Origin of the sequence: Blautia sp. MCC269 (genome assembly GCF_018785655.1) — a bacterium.
GTDB lineage: Bacteria > Bacillota > Clostridia > Lachnospirales > Lachnospiraceae > Blautia_A.
In genome coordinates this window covers 1-18885 of sequence record NZ_WQQE01000018.1, presented here as the reverse complement: position 1 = coordinate 18885, position 18885 = coordinate 1, and the positions used below count along the sequence as shown (strand labels likewise).

Below are 18885 nucleotides of genomic sequence, written 5' to 3'. Positions count from 1 at the left end.
GTTTGTCTTAATTAGAACCAGATTTCGGAATCGTCACAAAGATCCGAAAACCCTTCTCCTGTGTAATCTGGACCGTACCACCCAGCGCTTTCACACGGTCCCGGATATTGGACAGTCCCATGCCGCCAGAAACAGTTTCCATTTTATTGCTGTCCGCATCTGTTTGTATATCCGGAATTTTACTTCCCAGCGTACCATTATCCTCAATGCACAGCTGATAAAGTGCAGGATGCTCCCGGAGAAGAATATTGACGGAATCTGCATTACTGTGCCGCATCACATTGGAAAGCCCTTCTTTTGTAATACTGATCAAACTGTATTTCACCTCTCTTGGAACCTGCCTGGACATATCATAGGTGAGGGTTACCGGGCAGAAGCTGAAATCTTTTACAAGTCCCTTTATGGCATCTTCCAGATTCACCGCATCATCGTGAAGATCATGGACACTGGAACGGATGCTGTTCATGGCGCCGTTCAGAGATTCTTCCAGATTTCCAAGAAGCGGATCAAGTGCTTCATTTTTGTTGATGGTTTTGCAGGCCGCAGTCATAAGAATGGAGCGGGAGAGCACATGGCCTACGTTGTCGTGGATCTCTCGCGCGATCCGGTTTCGCTCCCTGAGAGTTGCAGCATAGATCTCATAATCCTGTTTTTCCAGAAGCGCCTTGTTTTTTTCGGAAAGAAGAAGTGCGTGTTCTTCGCTGTCATCACGGCTCTGGCGGAAATTCCGGGTAAGGATCTCATATTGTCTGGTATGAGACCAAAGAAAAAACGCGAGGATAAAACCAAAGATCCCGGCGAGACAGAGAAATTCCGGAAACTTATGGAAACGAAAAGCGAGGAGTCCCCAGAATGGAAATTCCACCACTGCCAGAGGAAAAAGCCCGGCAGATAAAGTCTGATACAGAAGCAGGGGGAAAAATAAAAGAAGATCCGGGATCCACAGGGAAGAGAACCCAAAGATCACATAACTTCCGGTGAGAACCAGGATCCTGTTGTCGAAGCGTTTCAGCACTGGTAAAGAATTGTGGGACCAGGATTCTGTTTCAGATGCCCTGCACAGATAAGTAACGCATCCAAGGATCACTGTAAAAAGGAGGGAGAATACAAGGGCCTGGTCTGCCGGTACATAAAAAAATGCCAGCATACTGTATAAAAGCAATATAGCGGAATCTGTAAAATAACGCATAAAAAATAAACCCTCCTTTCCCGGAATTACAGCAATGTATTTTTATTATAGTATACCAGCTCCTTCCTGCAAAGAAAAATCTACGCTCTTACAAAAGACATGACATTTGTCATCTGCAGGTAATGACATCACACACTTGGAGCATACAGAAGAAAAAGTTATAATGGCATCATAAAAGAAATATAAATTTTTGAGATAAAACAGAAAAGTCCCGTTTAACGGACTGTGAAAAAGGAGGAAAACATATGCCACAGGGTATGGTTCACATAGAAAATCTGGTAAAACGGTACGGTGATCTTACCGCACTGAATCATCTGGATCTGGATATTCGGGAAGGCGAGATCTTCGGATTGCTTGGCCCCAACGGTTCCGGAAAAACAACGGCCATCAGCTGTCTGTTGTCCCTGCTGAAATACGACAGAGGTCAGGTGGAAATTTTCGGGGAAGAGATGAAACCGGACAGCTATAAGATTAAAGAACAGATCGGCATCGTGCTTCAGAATATAGCCGTTTTCGAGGAGTTGACAGTACAGGAAAACATCGATTATTTCTGCGGCCTTTACATAAGAGACAAAAAACGAAGAAAAGAGCTGGTGGAGGAAGCCATTGAATTTACAGGCCTGGAAGATTTCCGAAAAATGCACCCGAAGAAACTTTCTGGAGGTCTTCTGCGCCGACTGAACATTGCCTGCGGGATCGCTCACAAACCAAGGCTGATCATCATGGATGAGCCAACGGTAGCCGTAGATCCTCAGAGCAGAAACAAGATCCTGGAAGGAATCCAGACACTGAACCGGCAAGGCTCCACCATTATCTACACTTCCCACTACATGGAAGAGGTAGAGCAGATCTGCACCAGGATCGCCATCATGGATCACGGAAGAGTGATCGCGCAGGGAACAAAAGAGGAACTGAAGCAGATGATCAAAACAGGAGAGACCATCACAGTGGAAGCCATTGCCCTGGAAGAAAAAAATCTCCAGGATATTCGCACACTGGATCATGTGTTTGATGTACAGTATGAAAAACAGGTGCTGATCGTGCGCTGTACCGATGCCAAGCATAACCTGATCCGGCTTCTCAATTATCTGCAGAGCCAGGATATTTCTTTTGGAAGAGTCTTTTCGGAGCTTCCTACACTGAACGATGTATTTCTGGAGATCACCGGAAAACAGCTGAGAGATTAGGAGGTGAGCTGAAATGCTGCATTTACTGAAATACAGTTTTCTTTCCAAGGTCCGGAATTTTAATATCATCTTCTGGCCGCTGGTTTTTCCACTTGTGCTTGGAACTTTTTTCTACTTTGCATTTGGAAATATCAATGAAGCAGATTTTCAGACGGTTCCGGTGGCAGTGGTGAAGGAAGATTCCGCAGATCCGTTTTTTATGACATATCTGGATGAGGTGAAAAAAAGCAGCCCGGATCTTTTAAAAGCAGAAGAAATGCCGGAAAAGGAAGCTTTGGAAGCATTACAGGATAAAAAAGTAAAAGGAATTTATTATGTAGGAAAAGAACCTTCTCTTACAGTAGCAGGAACCGGAATGGAGGAGAGCATCCTCCAGACGGTTCTCGACAGCTGCGAAAACACCAGAATGACCATCACTAACATTATGGAAAAAAATCCCCAGATGGATGTGGAAACCATGAAGACCCTGTTAAGTTCCGGCAGCCTGGTAAAAGAAGTATCACTTGGGGGCCGTACCATTGACGGAAATGTGCAGTTTTTTTACGCACTGATCGCCATGGCCTGTCTGTACGGATGTTTTATCGGCTTTGGCTCTGCTATGGGGATTCAGGCTAACATCACACCTCTGGCAGCCAGGCGTTGCGTGACGCCAACTCACAAGCTGAAACTGATCCTTACAGACCAGCTTGCATCTTTTGCCCTGGGCTATGTGGACGTGATCATTCTGATCCTGTATCTCCGGTACATTCTCAATCTGGATTTTCAGGGACAGATGGGAAAAATGCTGGTGGTATCTTTTTTCGGAAGTCTTATCGGTGTGTCCATGGGAATGTTTATCGGCAGTTTCGGAAAAATGCAGGAAGGTGCCAAGATCGGGATCATGCTTGGAATCTCCATGGTAAGCAGTTTCCTTGCGGGACTGATGAATGGAAACATGAAAGATATGGTGGAAAAAAGCGCCCCGTTTGTAAACCGGATCAATCCGGCATCACTGATCGCCGATGCGTTTTACTGTATCAATGTATATGATGATACAGCCAGATATTACAGAAGTCTGGCTACACTGGCAGTGATGTGTGTGGTGCTGGTGATGGCATCCTTTTTCATGGTCAGGAGGGAACGTTATGACAGTATTTAAAGGCTATATGAGAATTATGAAAAAAAATACAGGTCTGATCCTCCTGTATCTGGGCATCTTTTTCGGGGTGACAATGGCACTTCAGGCAGCAGCCGGTAAGGAAACCTATACCAGTTATGAAAGCGAAAAAATAAAGATTGGTGTGGTGGATAAAGATAACGGGCCACTGACAGAAGGACTGGTAAAATGGCTTGAAAACACCCATCATGTGACCATGCTGGAAGACAGCAGGGAGAAGCTTCAGGAAGAGCTTTTTTACAGAAATGTAGAGTATATCGTGGTGATCCCTGAGAATTTTTATGAGAGCTGTATGGTAAACGGGGAAAGTATTTCCGTGACAAAAGTGCCCGGATCCTACTCAGCATATTATGTAGATCAGCAGCTTGAGAACTGCCTCAACACCATGCGGACATATCTGGAAGCCGGTTTTTCCAAAGAGGAAGCGGCAGCAGCGATCCTGGATGAAAAAAGAGGAGAAGTCACCATGCTGAATACAGACGGAAATGGCAGTACCCCAGGATGGCTCTATTATTTTCGCTATATGCCGTATCTGTTTCTTGCAGTACTCTGCTATGTCATGGGATATGTGCTGATGGCTTTCAAAAAAAATGATATTCCTGAAAGAATGCAGGCGTCGGCAGTCTCGGCAAGAAGACAAAGCCTGGAAGGACTTCTGGCCATGTTTGTCATGGGCGGGGGCTTATGGGGAATCGGTATGGCAGGTGCCATTCTTATGTATGGAAAAACATTTCCAGGTTCAGAGAACTTCGGATACTATGTACTGAACACCCTGGTGATGATGGCAGTGGCACTTTCTCTTTCCTACCTGATCGGGCTTTTTGTAAAAAACAGCAACATGTTAAGCGGGATTGCCAATATCCTGTCTCTTGGAATGTGTTTTCTGTGTGGTGTTTTTGTTCCCATGAATGTTATGGACAGAAATGTCCTGAAGGTGTCTCAGTTTCTTCCTGTATACTGGTATGAAACGGTAAATGAGACTCTTGGAAGCTACAGCCACCTCACAGGTGAGGCAGCTGCATCCGTTTGGAAAGGTATCGGGCTGGAAGCTATGTTTGCGATTGCTTTTGTCTGCATGATCCTGGTGGTGACCAGGTATCAGAGGCAGAAATAAACAGAAGTAACTGAAGAAGATCAGTCCCAGTTTTCATCCGGGTATTTCATATTCCATTCTTTACGAAGATAGGTCATGATATCCATAACGTCTTTTGTATAATTCAGATATAAGCCGGAGGTATCACGTGTAAGAACTGCATGTTCCATATCCTCCATCTCATAAAGCAGTGCATCGGAAGTGTCACCGCAGGAAATTTCAGTTTTTTCTCCTGTCTCTGCATCCACGATCACTGCTTTATCTGCACGTGGATATTCCATGATCTCGATATAACCTTTCTCACAGCTGATCATGGCACGTTTCGGCTGTTTGGAGTGCATGGAAAGTGCGACAGTCGCCATCTGACCGGAAGGATTTTTAAGAAGAATGGTTGCCTGCTCATCAGAACCGGTAGGAGAAGGCTTCCACTGGCTTAAGATCTCATCCGGTTTTTCATCCATAAAACTTCGGACAATGGAGAGTGCGTAAACACCGATATCCAGCATGGCACCGCCTGCCAGGTTCATATTGAAAAAGCGGTTGTTCATGTTATATTCTTTAAAACTTCCAAAGTTCATGGTGATCATCTGGACTTTTCCAAGAGAACCACTTCTAACTGTTTCCCAGAGTTTTTTGTAAATGGGCATATGCCAGATCGTCATGGCCTCGGCAAGAATGAGATTTTTTTCCCTGGCCAGAGCGATCATTTCATCCAGCTCACGGCTGTTAAGGGTGATGGATTTCTCCACAAAAAGGTGCTTGCCGTGAAGCAGTGCTTTTTTCATAAAGGCATAATGGGTATTGTGAGGACTTGTAATGTAGATAATATCCACATTTTCGTCAGTAAACATTTCATCAATTTCTGAATAAACCTTCTGTACACCGTATTTTTCTGCAAAGGCAACGGCTTTCTCATAGGTACGGTTTCCAACTGCATACAGCGGTTTTCCCATTTTCTGAAGTGCCTGCGCCATCTGATTGGCGATCACACCGGTACCAAGAACTGCCCAGTTTAAACGTTCTTTCATGATCAAATCCTCCCTGTGAATGAAAAATATAAAAAGTATATAAATTTTCACTTTTAAAATATGAGGTTATTATACTAACCTTACGAAGAAAACGCAATGGGCAGATTTACCAACATTGCGAATATCTGTTTTATAAAAAGAAAAGCAGGAAAAATTCCGTACCTTAACAAATATTAAGAAAAATATTATTTCTCCTGTAAGGTTACGACCTTACGATAGCTTCAGATGAACAAAAGAACACAACATAAAGGTTCCGGCAGCAGTTATGTTACCGGATCAAAAGGAGGATAAACATGGATATCGTAAGGCCAGCCATTGCAGGAACTCTGGAATCCAGCGACTGCCAGGTAACTGTAGAAAAAGGAGAAGGAAATGTAGATTTTTCCATGGAAAGCTCCGTGATCAACCAGTATGGAAACCAGATCCGTAAAGTAGAACTGGAAACTCTGAAAAATCTTGGCGTCAGCGACGTAAAACTTACCATCGTAGACAAAGGTGCATTGGATTGTACGATCAAAGCACGTATTGAAGCAGCAGTTTACCGCTCTGTATTACAGACGGAACATTTACCATGGGGAGGGGATATCCGATGAACAATCCGAACAAAAAAAGACTGAGAAGAACAATGATGTTTCTGAATGCTCAGAAACCGGGACTTATCAAAGATCCATACATTTATAAACCAGATTCTATCATGCTGGACCTAGAAGACGCAGTAGCAGAGAACCAGAAAGACGCGGCACGTTTTTCCCTGTATCATGCACTGAAAACAATTAACTATCGTGGATGTGAACGGGTAGTCAGGATCAACGGCCTGGACAGCCCGTACTGGAAAGAAGATATCCGCTGCTCCGTTGCCGGTGGATGTGATTCCATCCGTATCCCGAAGACAGAAAGTGCACAGGATGTAAAACTTGTGGAGCGTGAGATCGCCTATGCGGAAAAAGAGTTCGGCCGTCCTGAGGGAAGCGTCCTGATCATGGCAGCTGTGGAATCTGCCAGAGGTGTGATGAAGGCTCTTGATATCTGCGAGTCCAGTGAGAGACTTTTCGGCATTGCCCTTTCCGGCGGTGATTACACAAAAGATCTTCAGACACATATTACAGGAACAGGAATCGAGCTGATGGGTGCGAGACAGAATCTTGTGATCGCGGCAAGAGCAGCAGGAGTACAGTGTTTTGATACGGTTTATACAGACCTTGACAACATGGAAGGATTCCGTCAGGATGTGGAAACCATCCATCTTATGGGATTTGACGGAAAATCCATTATCAATCATCTCGTCATAATACATCCCGCAGGTATAATCCAGGTTTGCATCTCTTCGGATCCCCTCAGCAGCAAGCAGCTCATCGACCAGATGATTTCCGTATTTATCTGCCTGACGGATCTGGGTGATAATATAATCAGACATGGCAATCTCCTTAGAATTCAAAGATGTTTATATAGCAATCTTATAACAACCGGAAAAAGATGTAAAGAAAAAGTCGGATTCACAAATGGAATAAAGTGATAGAGAAAATGAGGAATCCCCGTAAGTGTTATAGTTTTACATGGACAGAAAATGTCAAAATGATTATAATAAAAGAATTAACATTATTATCGTGTGAAGAGGGTTTTTATGGAAAAATATTTTACTATTGTAAGTGACGGTTCCTGCGATCTGCCGGAAGAGATCGTGAAAGAAAAAGAAATCGGCGAGGTGCATTTCCTGGTTTCTTTTGACGGAAAAGAATATAAAAAAGAAGGTGTAGAAATCCGTCTGGAGGATTTTTACGGGAAAATGGTGGCGGAGTCCAATGTTTTTCCGCTGACAGCGGCACCGTCTCCAAATGATTATTATGAAGTTTTTAAAGAAAAGGCAAAAGAGGGAAAAGATATCCTTTGTATCTGTATTTCCACCAAGCTTAGTTCCTCCATGCAGTCCGCAGAGATCGCAGCAAAGATGCTTGCAGAGAAGTATCCGGACATTCAGGTGAAGATCATTGACTCTCTGGCCTGTACGTTGATGCAGGGGCTTTATGTGCTGGAAGCCTGCAGACTTCGTGACCTGGGTTATACTCTGAAAGACAGCATTGAAAGAATGAACCAGCTGACAGATACCCAGAGGATCTTTTTTACGGTAGGAAATCTGGAATATCTGGAGCACGGCGGACGCATTGGAAAGGTTGCCAGCATTGCAGGTAAGCTTCTCAATGTGAAACCGCTGATTACCTTAAAGGACGGTGAGATTTATTCACCGGGGCTGAAAAGGGGCAGAAAAAAATCTATGGCAGGAACCATTGACCTGCTTCTTGATTACATGGAAGAGAACGGGTATACTCCAGAGAACTGTTCCCTGGTCATTGGTTACTGCTATGGATATGAAGAAGCGGAGAGCTTCCAGAAAATGCTGATGCAGAGCCTGGAAGAAAAATTCGGAACAACAGAGACAGTTCCCATTCACCGGATCGGAGCTACCATCGGTGTGCATACAGGCCCGTATGCCATTGGGATTGGAATCATCCGGCGGAGTGATATGGTATAAGTTTAAGAAAGAACAGGGCCGGCAGACGATTAATGTCTGTCGGTCCTGTTTTGGTATCTGCGGGCCGGATGATAAACAAGCACTGCGATGAGAATAAGCAACGCTGTTGTGGACAGGCTGACAGGATAAACCATCATCAGGCTGGAAAAACTGCGGTGGTTCGGGAATACGGCATATACCCATGCAATCCTGGTTCCGCAGACACCGATGGTTGTAAGCAGTGCCGGGACAAAAGAAATCCCGAAACCCCGGAGATAGCCGGACATGATCTCATAGAGCAGACTGAAAATGTATGCGGAAAAGATAATGACCAGACGGGTATAACCGATGTCAATAACCTGGGGATCACTGTTAAACAGGGAGAGCAGGAATTTTCCGCTGGAGAGGATCAGGATGGCAGCTGCAGCAGTTGTTACCAGACCTTCGGCTACACATAACAGCAGAACTTTTTTGCATCGCCGGATCTGCTTTGCGCCATAATTCTGTCCCACGAATGTTGTGCAGGCCTGGCTGAATGAATTAAATACATAATATACCAGGATCTCAATATTGAAGGCTGCACTGGATGCTGCGATCACAAGAGTTCCAAGACTGTTGATAGCAGACTGGATCACCAGATTGGCGATATTAAATACGGCACTCTGGATTCCGGCAGGAAGTCCGATCCGCAGGATCTTCAGGAGACAGGCTCTGTCAATGGATAGTTTATGTAAGTCAAGATGTACCCATTTCTCTGTTTTTGTCAGTTTGATAAAAAGAATGGAGGAGCTGACAATATTGGCGATCACAGTGGCTGTGGCAACTCCGTTCACATTCATTCCAAGGACGATTACAAAAAAGAGATTCAAAAGCACATTCAATACACCGCCGCAGAACAGGGCCAGAAGAGGTGTCCTGGTATCGCCGGTACTACGGAAAATAGCAGCCTCAAAATTAAAGAGAAAGATCACAGGCAATCCCAGAAGATAAATACGGATATACAAAAGTGCATATGGAAAAACATCTGCCGGAACATTAAGCAGATTTAAGAAATTTCCGATCAGCCATTCTCCAAGCAAAGTAGTCAGGATACCTGCCAGAAAAGCGGCCAGAACGGAAGTGTGCACAGCTTTCTGGACTTCATGCTCATCTTTTCTCCCGATAGCATTGGCAATGACAACATTGGTTCCCAGGGAGAGACCGATGAAAAGATTCAGGATCACGCCGATCACAGGGCTGTTGGCACCTACCGCAGCAATGGCAACAGTACGGTCTGTGCTGGCAAAATTTCCTACGATCGCAATATCCGATGCGTTAAACAGCTGTTCCAGAATTCCGGTTGCTGCTACAGGGAGAGCGTACAGAGGAATCTTATTCCAGATAGAACCGTTCAGGATATCCAGCTTTGCGGTCTGTTTTTTTGATTTCATAAAGAACACCTCATTGATTTTAGTAAAATGATAATGCAAACAGAAGCTTTTTTGCCTCATACCATATACAGTATATATCCTTGGAAAAATAATAGCAAATACCTATTAACTATGATATTATATAGCTAATAAGAATGATAGGAAGATGCTTATGGAAGTTCGTGAATTACGTTATTTTCTGGCAGTGGCAAGGGAAGAGAATATCACAAGGGCAGCAGAGAGCCTGCATATTGCACAGCCTTCTCTGTCAAAGCAACTGATGGAACTGGAGAAGAAACTGGGGAAAAAACTTCTGATCCGTGGAAAACGGAAGATCACTCTGACAGAGGAGGGGGTTCTTTTGCGCAAGCGGGCAGAAGAAATCCTGGAACTGGTGGAGAAGACCCAGCAGGAAATCAGCTCAGATACGGAAGATGTCATCGGAGATATTTATATGGGTGGAGGTACGCCGCCATCGGTTCTTGGGGCAGCTGCGAAGCTTCGGGAACGATATCCGGATGTGAAGTTTCATTTTTACAGTGGAGATGCCACAGACGTGTCGGAGCGATTGAACCATGGAACACTGGATTTTGCAGTTATGCTGCAGCCCATTGACAATGTGAAATACGATTTTTTTTCCCTGAAAGAGATTTCACAATGGGGAATCCTTGCAAAGAAAGACGATCCATTTTCCAGCGGAAAAGTGATAACAAAAGAAGATATCAGGACAATGCCTCTCATCATGCATCAGAGAATTGGTCTTCAGAATGAGATTGCGCACTGGGCAGAAATGGATGTGGAGGACTTAAATATTGCGGCAACCTATAATGTGGTTCATGGAAGCCCCATTTCTTTTGTACAGCAGGGGTTAGGGTATTTTCTGACAACCAGAGAGATGCTGGCACCGGAACTGGATCCGGAAGTATGTTTTCTTCCGCTGGAACCCCAGCTTCCTACCAGACAGGCTCTGGTATGGAAAAAGCATGCGGTATTCAGTAAGGCAGCAGAGATATTTAAGAGTATAATTATAGAATAGATCAGGAGGAAAAAGTAATGAAAACAAGAAGATTAGGAAAAACAGAGCTTCAGGTCAGCGAGATCGGTTTTGGAGGAGAGTGGCTGGAACGCCATCCGGAGGAAGAAAGTATTGAGTTGATCCATTATGCATCTGCACAGGGGATCAATATCCTGGACTGCTGGATGCCGGACCCGAAATCCAGAAATATCATTGGGGAGGGAATCAGGGAGAACCGTGACAAATGGTTTATTCAGGGACATATCGGATCAACATGGAAGGACGAGCAGTATTACCGTACCAGAGAGATGGAATATGTGCGTCCTGCATTTGAGGATCTTTTAAAAAGGCTCCAGACGGATTATATTGATCTTGGCATGATCCATTATGTGGACTCTGAGGAGGAATGGGAAAATCTCCAGCATTCGGAATATATGGATTACGTGATGGAACTGAAGAGAACCGGCGTGATCCGTCACATCGGCATGAGTTCCCACAACCCGAAAGTAGCGAAAAAAGCAGCGGAATCCGGATATGTGGAAATGATCCTTTTCAGTATCAATCCGGCTTTTGATATGCTTCCTGCAAGTGAAAATATTGATACCATGTTTGCGGAAGAATTTGACAGCAGCTTAAAAGGAATCGATGCAGACCGTGCTCGCCTGTACAAAGCATGCGAAGAAAATGATGTGGGTATCACAGTTATGAAAGGTTTTGCAGGGGGAAGACTTTTTGATGAAAAACGTTCTCCTTTCGGTGTAAGCCTGACACCGGTACAGTGCATCCATTACGCACTTACAAGACCTGCAGTCTGTTCCATCATGTGCGGCTATGACACAAAAGAGCAGGTCAATGATGCCGTAGCATATGAAACAGCAACGGAGGAAGAAAAAGATTACGCATCTGTGATCGCTAATGCACCGTTCCATTCCTATAAAGGAGAGTGCACTTACTGCGGACACTGCAAGCCATGTGCGGCAGAACTGGACATTGCCATGATCAATAAATTCTACGATCTTGCCACCATGCAGCCGGAAGTCCCCGCAACCATAAGATCCCACTATGAACTTCTGGAGCACAAAGCTTCCGAATGCATCGGCTGCCAGGAATGCGAAACCCGCTGCCCGTTTGGAGTGCCGATCGCAGAAAGGATGGAGAAAACTGCGAAGTTGTTTGGGTGTTGATATCTGATACAGGAGGCCTTGGAAATGATGAAACAAAACATAGAAAAGTCAAGAGAACTGGAGTTTGCGATATTTTGTATTGAAAATATAGCAGCAAAACTGGGTGTAAGTGCAGAAAAGGTATATGATGCGCTGACAGAAAAAAGTGATATTTTGAATGATTACATCATTCCGGAATATGAGATACTTCATACCCAGGGGAAAGAATATATTGTGGATGATATTATTGAGGTTATGAAAGAGAGAGGTGTTTTGTAATGATAGTATATCATGGCTCATGGCTTGAAGTGAAAAATCCAGATTTAAAACATTCCCGGTCAGATGTTGATTTTGGTAAAGGATTTTATGTGACACCTCTCAGAGACCAGGCTGTGAAATGGTGTGGAAAATTCAAACGGCGCGGTAAACAAGGGATTGTTACAACCTTTGAGTTTGAAGAAAACGCACAGGAAAATCTGAAAATTTTGAAATTTGATTCTTATTCTGAAGAATGGCTGGATTTTATTATGAATTGCAGAAGAGAAAAGGATGATTCAGATTATGATATTGTTATGGGCGGAGTGGCCAATGATAAAGTGTTCAATACGGTTGAACTGTATTTTGATCAGTTGATTGACAAAAATGAGGCAATTAGCAGACTGAAGTATGAAAAGCCGAATATGCAAATCTGTTTTCGCACAGAGGAGTCTTTGGAGCATCTTCATTATGAGAGGAGTTTTGAAGTATGAATGCTAATCCGATTTTGTTACAAAAGAAATATGTACGGATAGTAGAATTATTTGCAGAAAAAATGGGGATTTCTGTTGAAACAGCATTGGGTATTTTTTATCATTCACAGCTGTATCAGTTGATAAGTGAGGGAATTTCAGATATGCATTGTATGAGTGATGGATATCTGGCGGAAGAGCTGGAAATAGAATATAATAAAAAACAGCCATGGAACATGGAATAAGTAACAAGGGGAAAAATTCATGCAGGTAGAACAATACGTAATGGCCTATGGCATTGAGCAGGACAGGATCAGGGCGATCATTCCGGAGGGATTTGTTTCTCTGCGTCCGGTTCTCAGAATCAATGCAGAGATCCAGGACAACAGTAATGGTTATCTGGAATTTAACACACCGGTAGAAAAAGACGGAAACAGAGGTTGGCTGAATATCGGTTACTGGAATGAAGTACAATTTCAGAAAGAAGGACAACTACTTTTCAAACAGATTTCATTGAAATTTCATTTACAGGGGTAGGAATCGAAGGCTCCTGCCCGGCAGAAAAAGACAATGCGGGATGTTATTTCCTGAAAGAAACACCGGAATTAAAAAAGCCGGAGACGATCACCGAGAATAAAGAATTCTGTGACTGCACATTTCAGTGGAAGTTTACTGAAAAGGATGCCCATGGTGTCAGCATCGGAAAAACCCTTCCAGCCTATCCACAAGAGCCGGAAACGACCTATCCCAGAGATACATTTACAGCAGAAAATGCAGCAAAAATTCCATGCAGACAGGTGCTGGGAACATATAAAGTTATTTTTGAAAGATAGTAAAGTAAAGATAACGAAAAAACAGTCATAGCAGACAGAAAATAGACTAATACAGGGCAAGAGGAGGACTAGCTTATGTTTCGAAAAATGAGAAGATCCAAACAGGAATTAACCAAAGAAGAATGTATCGAAATCCTGAAAAAAGAACCAAGAGGCGTGCTTTCCGTGCAGGGAGAGGATGGATATCCCTATGGAATGCCTATGACCCACTGGTATAACGAGAAAGATGGAAAAATCTATTTCCACGGAGCAAAATCTGGTCATAAGATTGATGCCATCAAAAATTGTGACAAAGTTTCATTCTGTGTTATGGACGAGGGATATCGAAAGGAAGGAGAATGGGCACTAAACATTCGAAGTGTGATTGTGTTTGGACGCCTCCGTATAGTGGAAGAACCGGAAAAGGTCGTGGAAATCTGCACAAATTTATGCAAAAAATTCACGGATGATAAAGCATACGTGGAACATGAACTGAAACATTCCGGTCCTGCAGTTCTCTGCCTGGAGCTGGAACCGGAGCATATGACCGGAAAACTGGTAAATGAGTCCTGAAAATCGCCTGCGGAGAAGAACATCATGGAAAATACAGAGAAGAAAATAAAAGTCCTGATAAAGCCACAGTGTGACGCGGAAATCCGAAACAGGTTTATAACAAAATTTGGAGAGAAATGTGAGTTTGTTTTTGAAGAAAATGAAATCAGGGACTCCATTACAACAGCAGAGGTTGTGATCGGAGAACCGGAAGAATCGGAACTTCGGAAAGCCGAAAATCTCCATTGGATCCAGCTGACCTGGGCTGGCGCAGACAAATATACAAAAATGAAAATATTCCCGGAAACTATTACATTGACCAATGCTTCCGGAGCTTTCGGAAAAATTATATCGGAATATGTGATCGGGAACATCATTGCCCTGTATCGAGGACTTCCTGTTTACTGGAAAAACAAGCAGGAACGTCTCTGGGTACAGAATAGATCATCAGACACCATATATGGAAAAAATGTTCTTATCCTGGGAACCGGTGACATCGGAAAAAACATCGCTCACAGAATGCAAGCATTTGAAACCCATGTGACTGGAATAAAAAGAACAGCGGTCTCAGAACATTCGCAGCAGCTGAAAGACTTTGATGAGGTATACGATCTGACAGCACTGGATGATAAACTGCCACAGGCGGACATTGTGATCGGCTGCCTTCCGGGAACTTTGGAAACAAAAGGACTTCTGAATTACGACCGTCTGCATTCCATGAAAAAAGATGCAGTTCTAATCAATGTAGGAAGAGGAAGCCTTATTCCAACAGAAGACCTGATCCGGGCATTACAGGAGTGCCACTTAAAAGGCGCAGTCCTGGATGTATTTGAGACAGAACCACTTCCGTTCGATTCTCCGCTGTGGGAAATGGACCAGGTTATTCTCACCCCACACATCGCAGGCCCAAGTTTCGGAGGAAACGCAGAAGTTCAGGACATGATCTGGAACATTTGCATGGAAAATATGGAACGATATCTGAACGGAAAAGAATTAAAGAATATTGTCCGGTTAAATGAGGGATATTAACAAAGGCGATGAATATCGGTGCAAGGCTCGTACCCGGAAGTATCTCAGGAAAATTTGCCGGGAAAATTAACGGATGATTTCGCTTCAGTTCGATATTGAGAGGGAGATTTTCCTACAAGTTTTTTAAAGATCCTGCAAAAATAACTGACATTGTCATATCCGACTCTGACAGAAACGCTGGCTATTTTGTCAGAGCTTTCCCTTAATATTTTGCAGGCGATGCTGATACGATATTGAATAAGATACTCGACCGGGGATATTCCGATATTTTCCCGGAAATAGCGCAAAGTGGTGTTGGGACTGATATTCGCGGCAGCTGCAATATCTGTCAGTGATATTGGGGCGGCGTAGTGTGTCTGGATATACTCGAGCATTATTGGAATCATGCGTTCAGAGTGTGAAGGCAGAACACTTGATCTGGGAGTAAGCTGTTCCGGGGAAAGATGCTCTGTCATAATAAGCCAGATTTCACTTAAAAGGTTATGAATGAGAAGCTCCTGTCTTTCCGGTGAGGCCAGATTAAGAAACAATTGACCGCAGAGATCCAGAATATGTTTTTGCCATGTTTGCTGCTTGAAAATAACGCAGGGAAGCATGGCATTTTCTAATGGCAGAATATATTTTTTGTAAATAAGACTTTCATTTGGAGCAAGAAAAGTGGGGGAAAATACAATATTAGGCATGACGCCATAGTTTTCGGCTGTGAAATGATGCAGCATACCACTGTTGATAAAAATTCCTTCGCCGGAATGTAAGGTATAGGTTTTCTGCTCAACCTGGCAAGTAACAGTACCCTCTGAAACGCAGATGATCTCAAATTCCTTATGCCAGTGCCAATTGATATCGTTATTATAAAATTTTCGAGTATCATCTATATAAAATTCCAAAGGAAAATCAGGTCCGCCGTGTTTTGTGGTTTCCTGCAGATTGCTGTTTGTATGAATGTTCTGCATGAGATTACAAAATTCCTTTCTGTTATATATAGTGATATTGTACTATAAAATGAAAGAAAAGTGCAATTACAATTTTAAAATGTGGTGATATAATACAAAAGATTGAAAAGGAATTACAATAATATGGAGGAGGATTTCTGATGAAAGACAAATATCAGAAAACGGTATATGCCTGTTTTGTGGGTTACATCGTGCAGGCAATCGTAAATAACTTTGTGCCGCTGCTTTTTCTGACATTTGAAAAAAGCTACCATATTCCACTGAGCCAGATCACAATGCTGATCACATTCAATTTCGGGATCCAGCTGCTCATTGATCTTCTGTCTGCAAAATTTGTAGACCGGATCGGCTACCGGATTTCCATTGTTCTGGCTCATGTATTTTCAGCGGCAGGACTGATCTGCCTGGTGATCCTGCCGGATCTTTTGCCTAATGCATTTGCGGGATTATTTATTTCCGTAGTGATCTATGCAGTAGGCGGCGGATTGATCGAAGTGCTGATCAGCCCTATTGTGGAGAGCTGCCCAAGTGATAATAAAGAAAAGGCAATGAGCCTTCTGCATTCCTTTTACTGCTGGGGTCATGTGGCAGTGGTCCTGCTTTCCACGATCTTTTTCCGTATATTTGGAATTGAAAACTGGAAGATCATGGCACTGATCTGGGCGATTGTTCCTATTGTAAATGGTATTACATTTACAAAAGTTCCTATCGCAACTCTGATCGAAGAGGGCGAGACAGGAATGACAATAAGAGAATTATGCAGGAATAAGACATTCTGGATCCTGATGTTAATGATGCTGTGTGCCGGTGCAAGTGAACAGGGTGTCAGCCAGTGGGCTTCAACATTTGCGGAGCAGGGACTGGGAGTAACCAAGACCATCGGAGACCTTGCAGGTCCTATGGCATTTGCGATCCTGATGGGAAGTTCCAGAGCCTTTTATGGAAAATTCGGAGACAGGATGGATCTGGACAAATTTATGATCGGCAGCAGCATTCTCTGCATTATTTCCTATCTCTGCATTTCCCTTGCACCATCTGCATTTGTGTCACTGATCGGCTGTTCCATCTGCGGATTTTCCGTGGGAATCATGTGGCCGGGAAGCTTCAGCAAGGCATCCATGGCACTGCGAAGAGGAGGTACATCCCTGTTTGCGCTTCTTGCACTGGCCGGAGATGTAGGATGCTCCGGAGGTCCGACTTTAGTTGGATTTGTGTCCGGGATATTATCAGACAACCTGAAAAAAGGAATCCTGGCAGGGGTTATTTTCCCTGTATTTTTGCTGGTGGGAATTCTGCTTTTGGGAAAGAGCCGGAGTGCAGAGTGAAATAATTCTTAAATTTTATAAATTGCTATTGACAATAGTACGATTTCGAACTAATATCTAACGGTACGAAATCGTACTATTTTTTATGGAGGTAAATATCATTGACGAACCGGGAAAAAATTGACCGGATCTATGAATCAGCACAGAAAATAGATCAGGTATATGATGTATGGGCTACGAAACATAAATTAACTTTATATGAAATGATGATGTTTTATGAAATTTTTCAGAAGGAAAACAGGGAGATCACACAGAAAGAGTTAAGTATGAAACTGGGAGCACCTAAGACTTCTGTTAACAGCCTTATTAAGAAACAGTTAAATGCAGGATATATCTGGATGCAGGTTAATCCACAGAACAAAAGAGAAAAGATCATATCACTGACAGAAAGTGGAGAACGTTTTGCCAGAAATCTGGTTCAGCCGCTGTTTCAGTATGAGGAAGAAGTCATAGGAATGCTGGATGACAGAGATGTGGAAACTGTTATTACAGTACAGAATAAATTTGCGGATATCTTACTGAGTAAGATGGAAGATATATAAGAGAGGAGATATTTTTTGGATACACAAGTTAAATTAGAACATGAAGTCAGTTTCCGCTGGCTGATCGTATTTGCATTGCCAACGATTTTATCCAGTATTTTTTCCAGCCTGTATTCTACGGTGGATGGGATTTTTATTGCAAGACTGGTGGATACAGATGCGTTATCTGCGATCAATATCACAATGCCAATGATCTTTCTTGCGTCGGCAATCGGAATGATGTTTGGCAGTGGTGGAAATGCACTGGTAGCAAAAAAATTAGGAGAAGGTAAGCAGAGAGAAGCACAGGAAGATTTTTCACTGGGAACTGGCAGGCGCAGCTATTGCAACAGGAATCGGATATGCATTTCCGTCCATTGCAGGAATTTTATGGTTCAGCTTCAATCGAAAACAGATTTTGCACATTGTAAGACCAAAGTGGAGAATGCAGACTATTGTGAACAGCTGTATTAATGGCGCTTCAGAGATGGTCAATGTGCTTGCATTTTCTGTAATCGCGATTCTGTTTAACCGTATTCTGATGAAGATTGGCGGATCAGATGGAGTGGCTTCTCTGACGATTATCCTGTATGAACAGGAACTGTTCGGCGGATTGTTCCGTGGTTATATAAATGGAATTTCTTCTGTTGTCAGTTATAATCTGGGACGTGGAGATAAAGAACGGCTTTCCAAGCTGTTCTGCATCAGTATATGGACTTTGGGAATTGCAGGAATTGTGGTCACTGTGCTAAGTTATCTGGCAGGCGGTGCTGTAGTAGATTTTTTTGCAAAAAACAACGCCCAGGTGGAGACGATCGCACTGTATGGATTCCGGATCGTGGCAACCAGCTTCCTGATGATGGCCTACAACGTATTTGCATCCGGCTGGTTCACTGCATTAAACGATGGAAAAACATCTGCGATCTTATCTTTCTGCCGAACTGTCATTTTCATGATCGCGCCGGTACTGATACTGCCAGGGATCTTTGGCATGGATGGAGTATGGATGTCCATTACAGCTGGTGAGGTTTTGAGTATTCTTATGAGTATTTTTTATTTCAGAAAATACAGAAATATGTGGAGCGTAAAAGTATAAAATGGGACAGGGCAGCTTCCGAAATTGAGGAGGCTGCTCTGGCTTTTTGTGTGACAGTAAAAATAAACCCCCTGCTATGCAGGGGGAGGGAAGATCTTTAGATATAAGTAATCTCCTGTGTTA

22 protein-coding genes are annotated in these 18885 nt (G+C 43.3%); 18 read left to right on the top strand and 4 right to left on the bottom strand.

The window, feature by feature from the left end:
* Positions 1 to 7 precede the first annotated feature (7 nt).
* The gene (locus GPK88_RS06640) at positions 8 to 1189 is read right to left on the bottom strand and encodes a sensor histidine kinase (RefSeq protein ID WP_215707620.1); all 1182 of its coding nucleotides are present in this window, start codon (positions 1187 to 1189) and stop codon (positions 8 to 10) included.
* 257 nt (positions 1190 to 1446) lie between these two features.
* On the opposite strand from GPK88_RS06640, the gene GPK88_RS06635 reads away from it, so the two are divergent.
* Genes GPK88_RS06635 through GPK88_RS06625 form a run of 3 tightly spaced genes read left to right on the top strand, consistent with a single transcriptional unit; the run spans position 1447 to position 4646 of the window.
* Positions 1447 to 2376 (top strand): ABC transporter ATP-binding protein, encoded by a 930-nt coding sequence (locus GPK88_RS06635; RefSeq protein WP_148448236.1) that lies wholly within the window; start codon positions 1447 to 1449, stop codon positions 2374 to 2376.
* Positions 2377 to 2389: 13 nt separating this feature from the next.
* Positions 2390 to 3514, top strand: a complete 1125-nt coding sequence (locus GPK88_RS06630) for an ABC transporter permease (protein ID WP_173762766.1) — start codon at positions 2390 to 2392, stop codon at positions 3512 to 3514.
* Positions 3501 to 4646 carry an ABC transporter permease gene (locus tag GPK88_RS06625; protein WP_173762765.1) on the top strand — a complete coding sequence of 382 codons (1146 nt, stop codon included), beginning with the start codon at positions 3501 to 3503 and terminating at the stop codon, positions 4644 to 4646. The genes GPK88_RS06630 and GPK88_RS06625 overlap by 14 nt, the downstream gene beginning before the upstream one ends.
* 20 nt (positions 4647 to 4666) lie before the next feature.
* Here the strand turns inward: GPK88_RS06625 and GPK88_RS06620 are convergent, their stop codons facing one another.
* Positions 4667 to 5653, bottom strand: coding sequence for a Gfo/Idh/MocA family protein (locus GPK88_RS06620; protein WP_173762764.1), 987 nt, complete (start codon positions 5651 to 5653; stop codon positions 4667 to 4669).
* Between the two features lie 293 nt (positions 5654 to 5946).
* Between GPK88_RS06620 and citD the strand changes: the two genes are divergently transcribed.
* From citD to GPK88_RS06605, 3 genes are all read left to right on the top strand, one after another.
* A complete protein-coding gene (citD, locus tag GPK88_RS06615) occupies positions 5947 to 6246 on the top strand; it encodes a citrate lyase acyl carrier protein (protein ID WP_173772341.1) in 300 nt (99 codons plus the stop codon).
* Positions 6243 to 7166: an aldolase/citrate lyase family protein gene (locus GPK88_RS06610; protein ID WP_244092662.1), complete on the top strand. Its 924-nt coding sequence runs from the start codon at positions 6243 to 6245 to the stop codon at positions 7164 to 7166. Before citD ends, GPK88_RS06610 begins: the two co-directional genes overlap by 4 nt.
* 108 nt (positions 7167 to 7274) lie before the next feature.
* Positions 7275 to 8180, top strand: coding sequence for a DegV family protein (locus GPK88_RS06605; protein WP_021976141.1), 906 nt, complete (start codon positions 7275 to 7277; stop codon positions 8178 to 8180).
* 29 nt (positions 8181 to 8209) lie between these two features.
* Here GPK88_RS06605 and GPK88_RS06600 read toward each other — a convergent pair whose 3' ends face one another.
* On the bottom strand, positions 8210 to 9589 hold the full coding sequence (locus GPK88_RS06600) for an MATE family efflux transporter (protein ID WP_118071657.1): 1380 nt from the start codon (positions 9587 to 9589) through the stop codon (positions 8210 to 8212).
* Positions 9590 to 9740: 151 nt separating this feature from the next.
* Here GPK88_RS06600 and GPK88_RS06595 point away from each other — a divergent pair, with 151 nt between their 5' ends.
* From GPK88_RS06595 to GPK88_RS06560, 8 genes are all read left to right on the top strand, one after another.
* Entirely contained in the window at positions 9741 to 10604 is an 864-nt protein-coding gene (locus GPK88_RS06595) for a LysR family transcriptional regulator (RefSeq protein WP_021976139.1), read from the top strand.
* Positions 10605 to 10621: 17 nt separating this feature from the next.
* Positions 10622 to 11767: an aldo/keto reductase gene (locus tag GPK88_RS06590; protein WP_215707619.1), complete on the top strand. Its 1146-nt coding sequence runs from the start codon at positions 10622 to 10624 to the stop codon at positions 11765 to 11767.
* A 27-nt stretch (positions 11768 to 11794) separates the two neighbouring features.
* Positions 11795 to 12025, top strand: coding sequence for a DUF3791 domain-containing protein (locus tag GPK88_RS06585; protein ID WP_418721709.1), 231 nt, complete (start codon positions 11795 to 11797; stop codon positions 12023 to 12025).
* Positions 12025 to 12495: a DUF3990 domain-containing protein gene (locus GPK88_RS06580; RefSeq protein ID WP_118063129.1), complete on the top strand. Its 471-nt coding sequence runs from the start codon at positions 12025 to 12027 to the stop codon at positions 12493 to 12495. Before GPK88_RS06585 ends, GPK88_RS06580 begins: the two co-directional genes overlap by 1 nt.
* Positions 12492 to 12719 (top strand): DUF3791 domain-containing protein, encoded by a 228-nt coding sequence (locus GPK88_RS06575; RefSeq protein ID WP_021976135.1) that lies wholly within the window; start codon positions 12492 to 12494, stop codon positions 12717 to 12719. Before GPK88_RS06580 ends, GPK88_RS06575 begins: the two co-directional genes overlap by 4 nt.
* A gap of 19 nt (positions 12720 to 12738) precedes the next feature.
* A complete protein-coding gene (locus tag GPK88_RS06570; protein WP_215707618.1) occupies positions 12739 to 13011 on the top strand; it encodes a hypothetical protein in 273 nt (90 codons plus the stop codon).
* Between the two features lie 371 nt (positions 13012 to 13382).
* Positions 13383 to 13859 (top strand): pyridoxamine 5'-phosphate oxidase family protein, encoded by a 477-nt coding sequence (locus tag GPK88_RS06565; RefSeq protein WP_118063134.1) that lies wholly within the window; start codon positions 13383 to 13385, stop codon positions 13857 to 13859.
* A 24-nt stretch (positions 13860 to 13883) separates the two neighbouring features.
* Positions 13884 to 14867 (top strand): D-2-hydroxyacid dehydrogenase, encoded by a 984-nt coding sequence (locus GPK88_RS06560; RefSeq protein ID WP_215707617.1) that lies wholly within the window; start codon positions 13884 to 13886, stop codon positions 14865 to 14867.
* 44 nt (positions 14868 to 14911) lie between these two features.
* Here GPK88_RS06560 and GPK88_RS06555 read toward each other — a convergent pair whose 3' ends face one another.
* A complete protein-coding gene (locus tag GPK88_RS06555; RefSeq protein WP_215707616.1) occupies positions 14912 to 15820 on the bottom strand; it encodes an AraC family transcriptional regulator in 909 nt (302 codons plus the stop codon).
* Between the two features lie 140 nt (positions 15821 to 15960).
* Here GPK88_RS06555 and GPK88_RS06550 point away from each other — a divergent pair, with 140 nt between their 5' ends.
* The 4 genes from GPK88_RS06550 to GPK88_RS06535 all read left to right on the top strand — a co-directional run bounded on the left by GPK88_RS06550 (position 15961) and on the right by GPK88_RS06535 (position 18762).
* Positions 15961 to 17145 (top strand): MFS transporter, encoded by a 1185-nt coding sequence (locus GPK88_RS06550; RefSeq protein ID WP_021976130.1) that lies wholly within the window; start codon positions 15961 to 15963, stop codon positions 17143 to 17145.
* Positions 17146 to 17246: 101 nt separating this feature from the next.
* Entirely contained in the window at positions 17247 to 17687 is a 441-nt protein-coding gene (locus tag GPK88_RS06545; protein WP_021976129.1) for a MarR family winged helix-turn-helix transcriptional regulator, read from the top strand.
* 15 nt (positions 17688 to 17702) lie between these two features.
* Complete coding sequence (locus tag GPK88_RS06540; RefSeq protein WP_148448108.1) at positions 17703 to 18140, top strand: MATE family efflux transporter; 438 nt, start codon at positions 17703 to 17705, stop codon at positions 18138 to 18140.
* A complete protein-coding gene (locus tag GPK88_RS06535) occupies positions 18124 to 18762 on the top strand; it encodes an MATE family efflux transporter (protein WP_215707615.1) in 639 nt (212 codons plus the stop codon). The genes GPK88_RS06540 and GPK88_RS06535 overlap by 17 nt, the downstream gene beginning before the upstream one ends.
* The last annotated feature ends 123 nt before the right edge of the window (positions 18763 to 18885 follow it).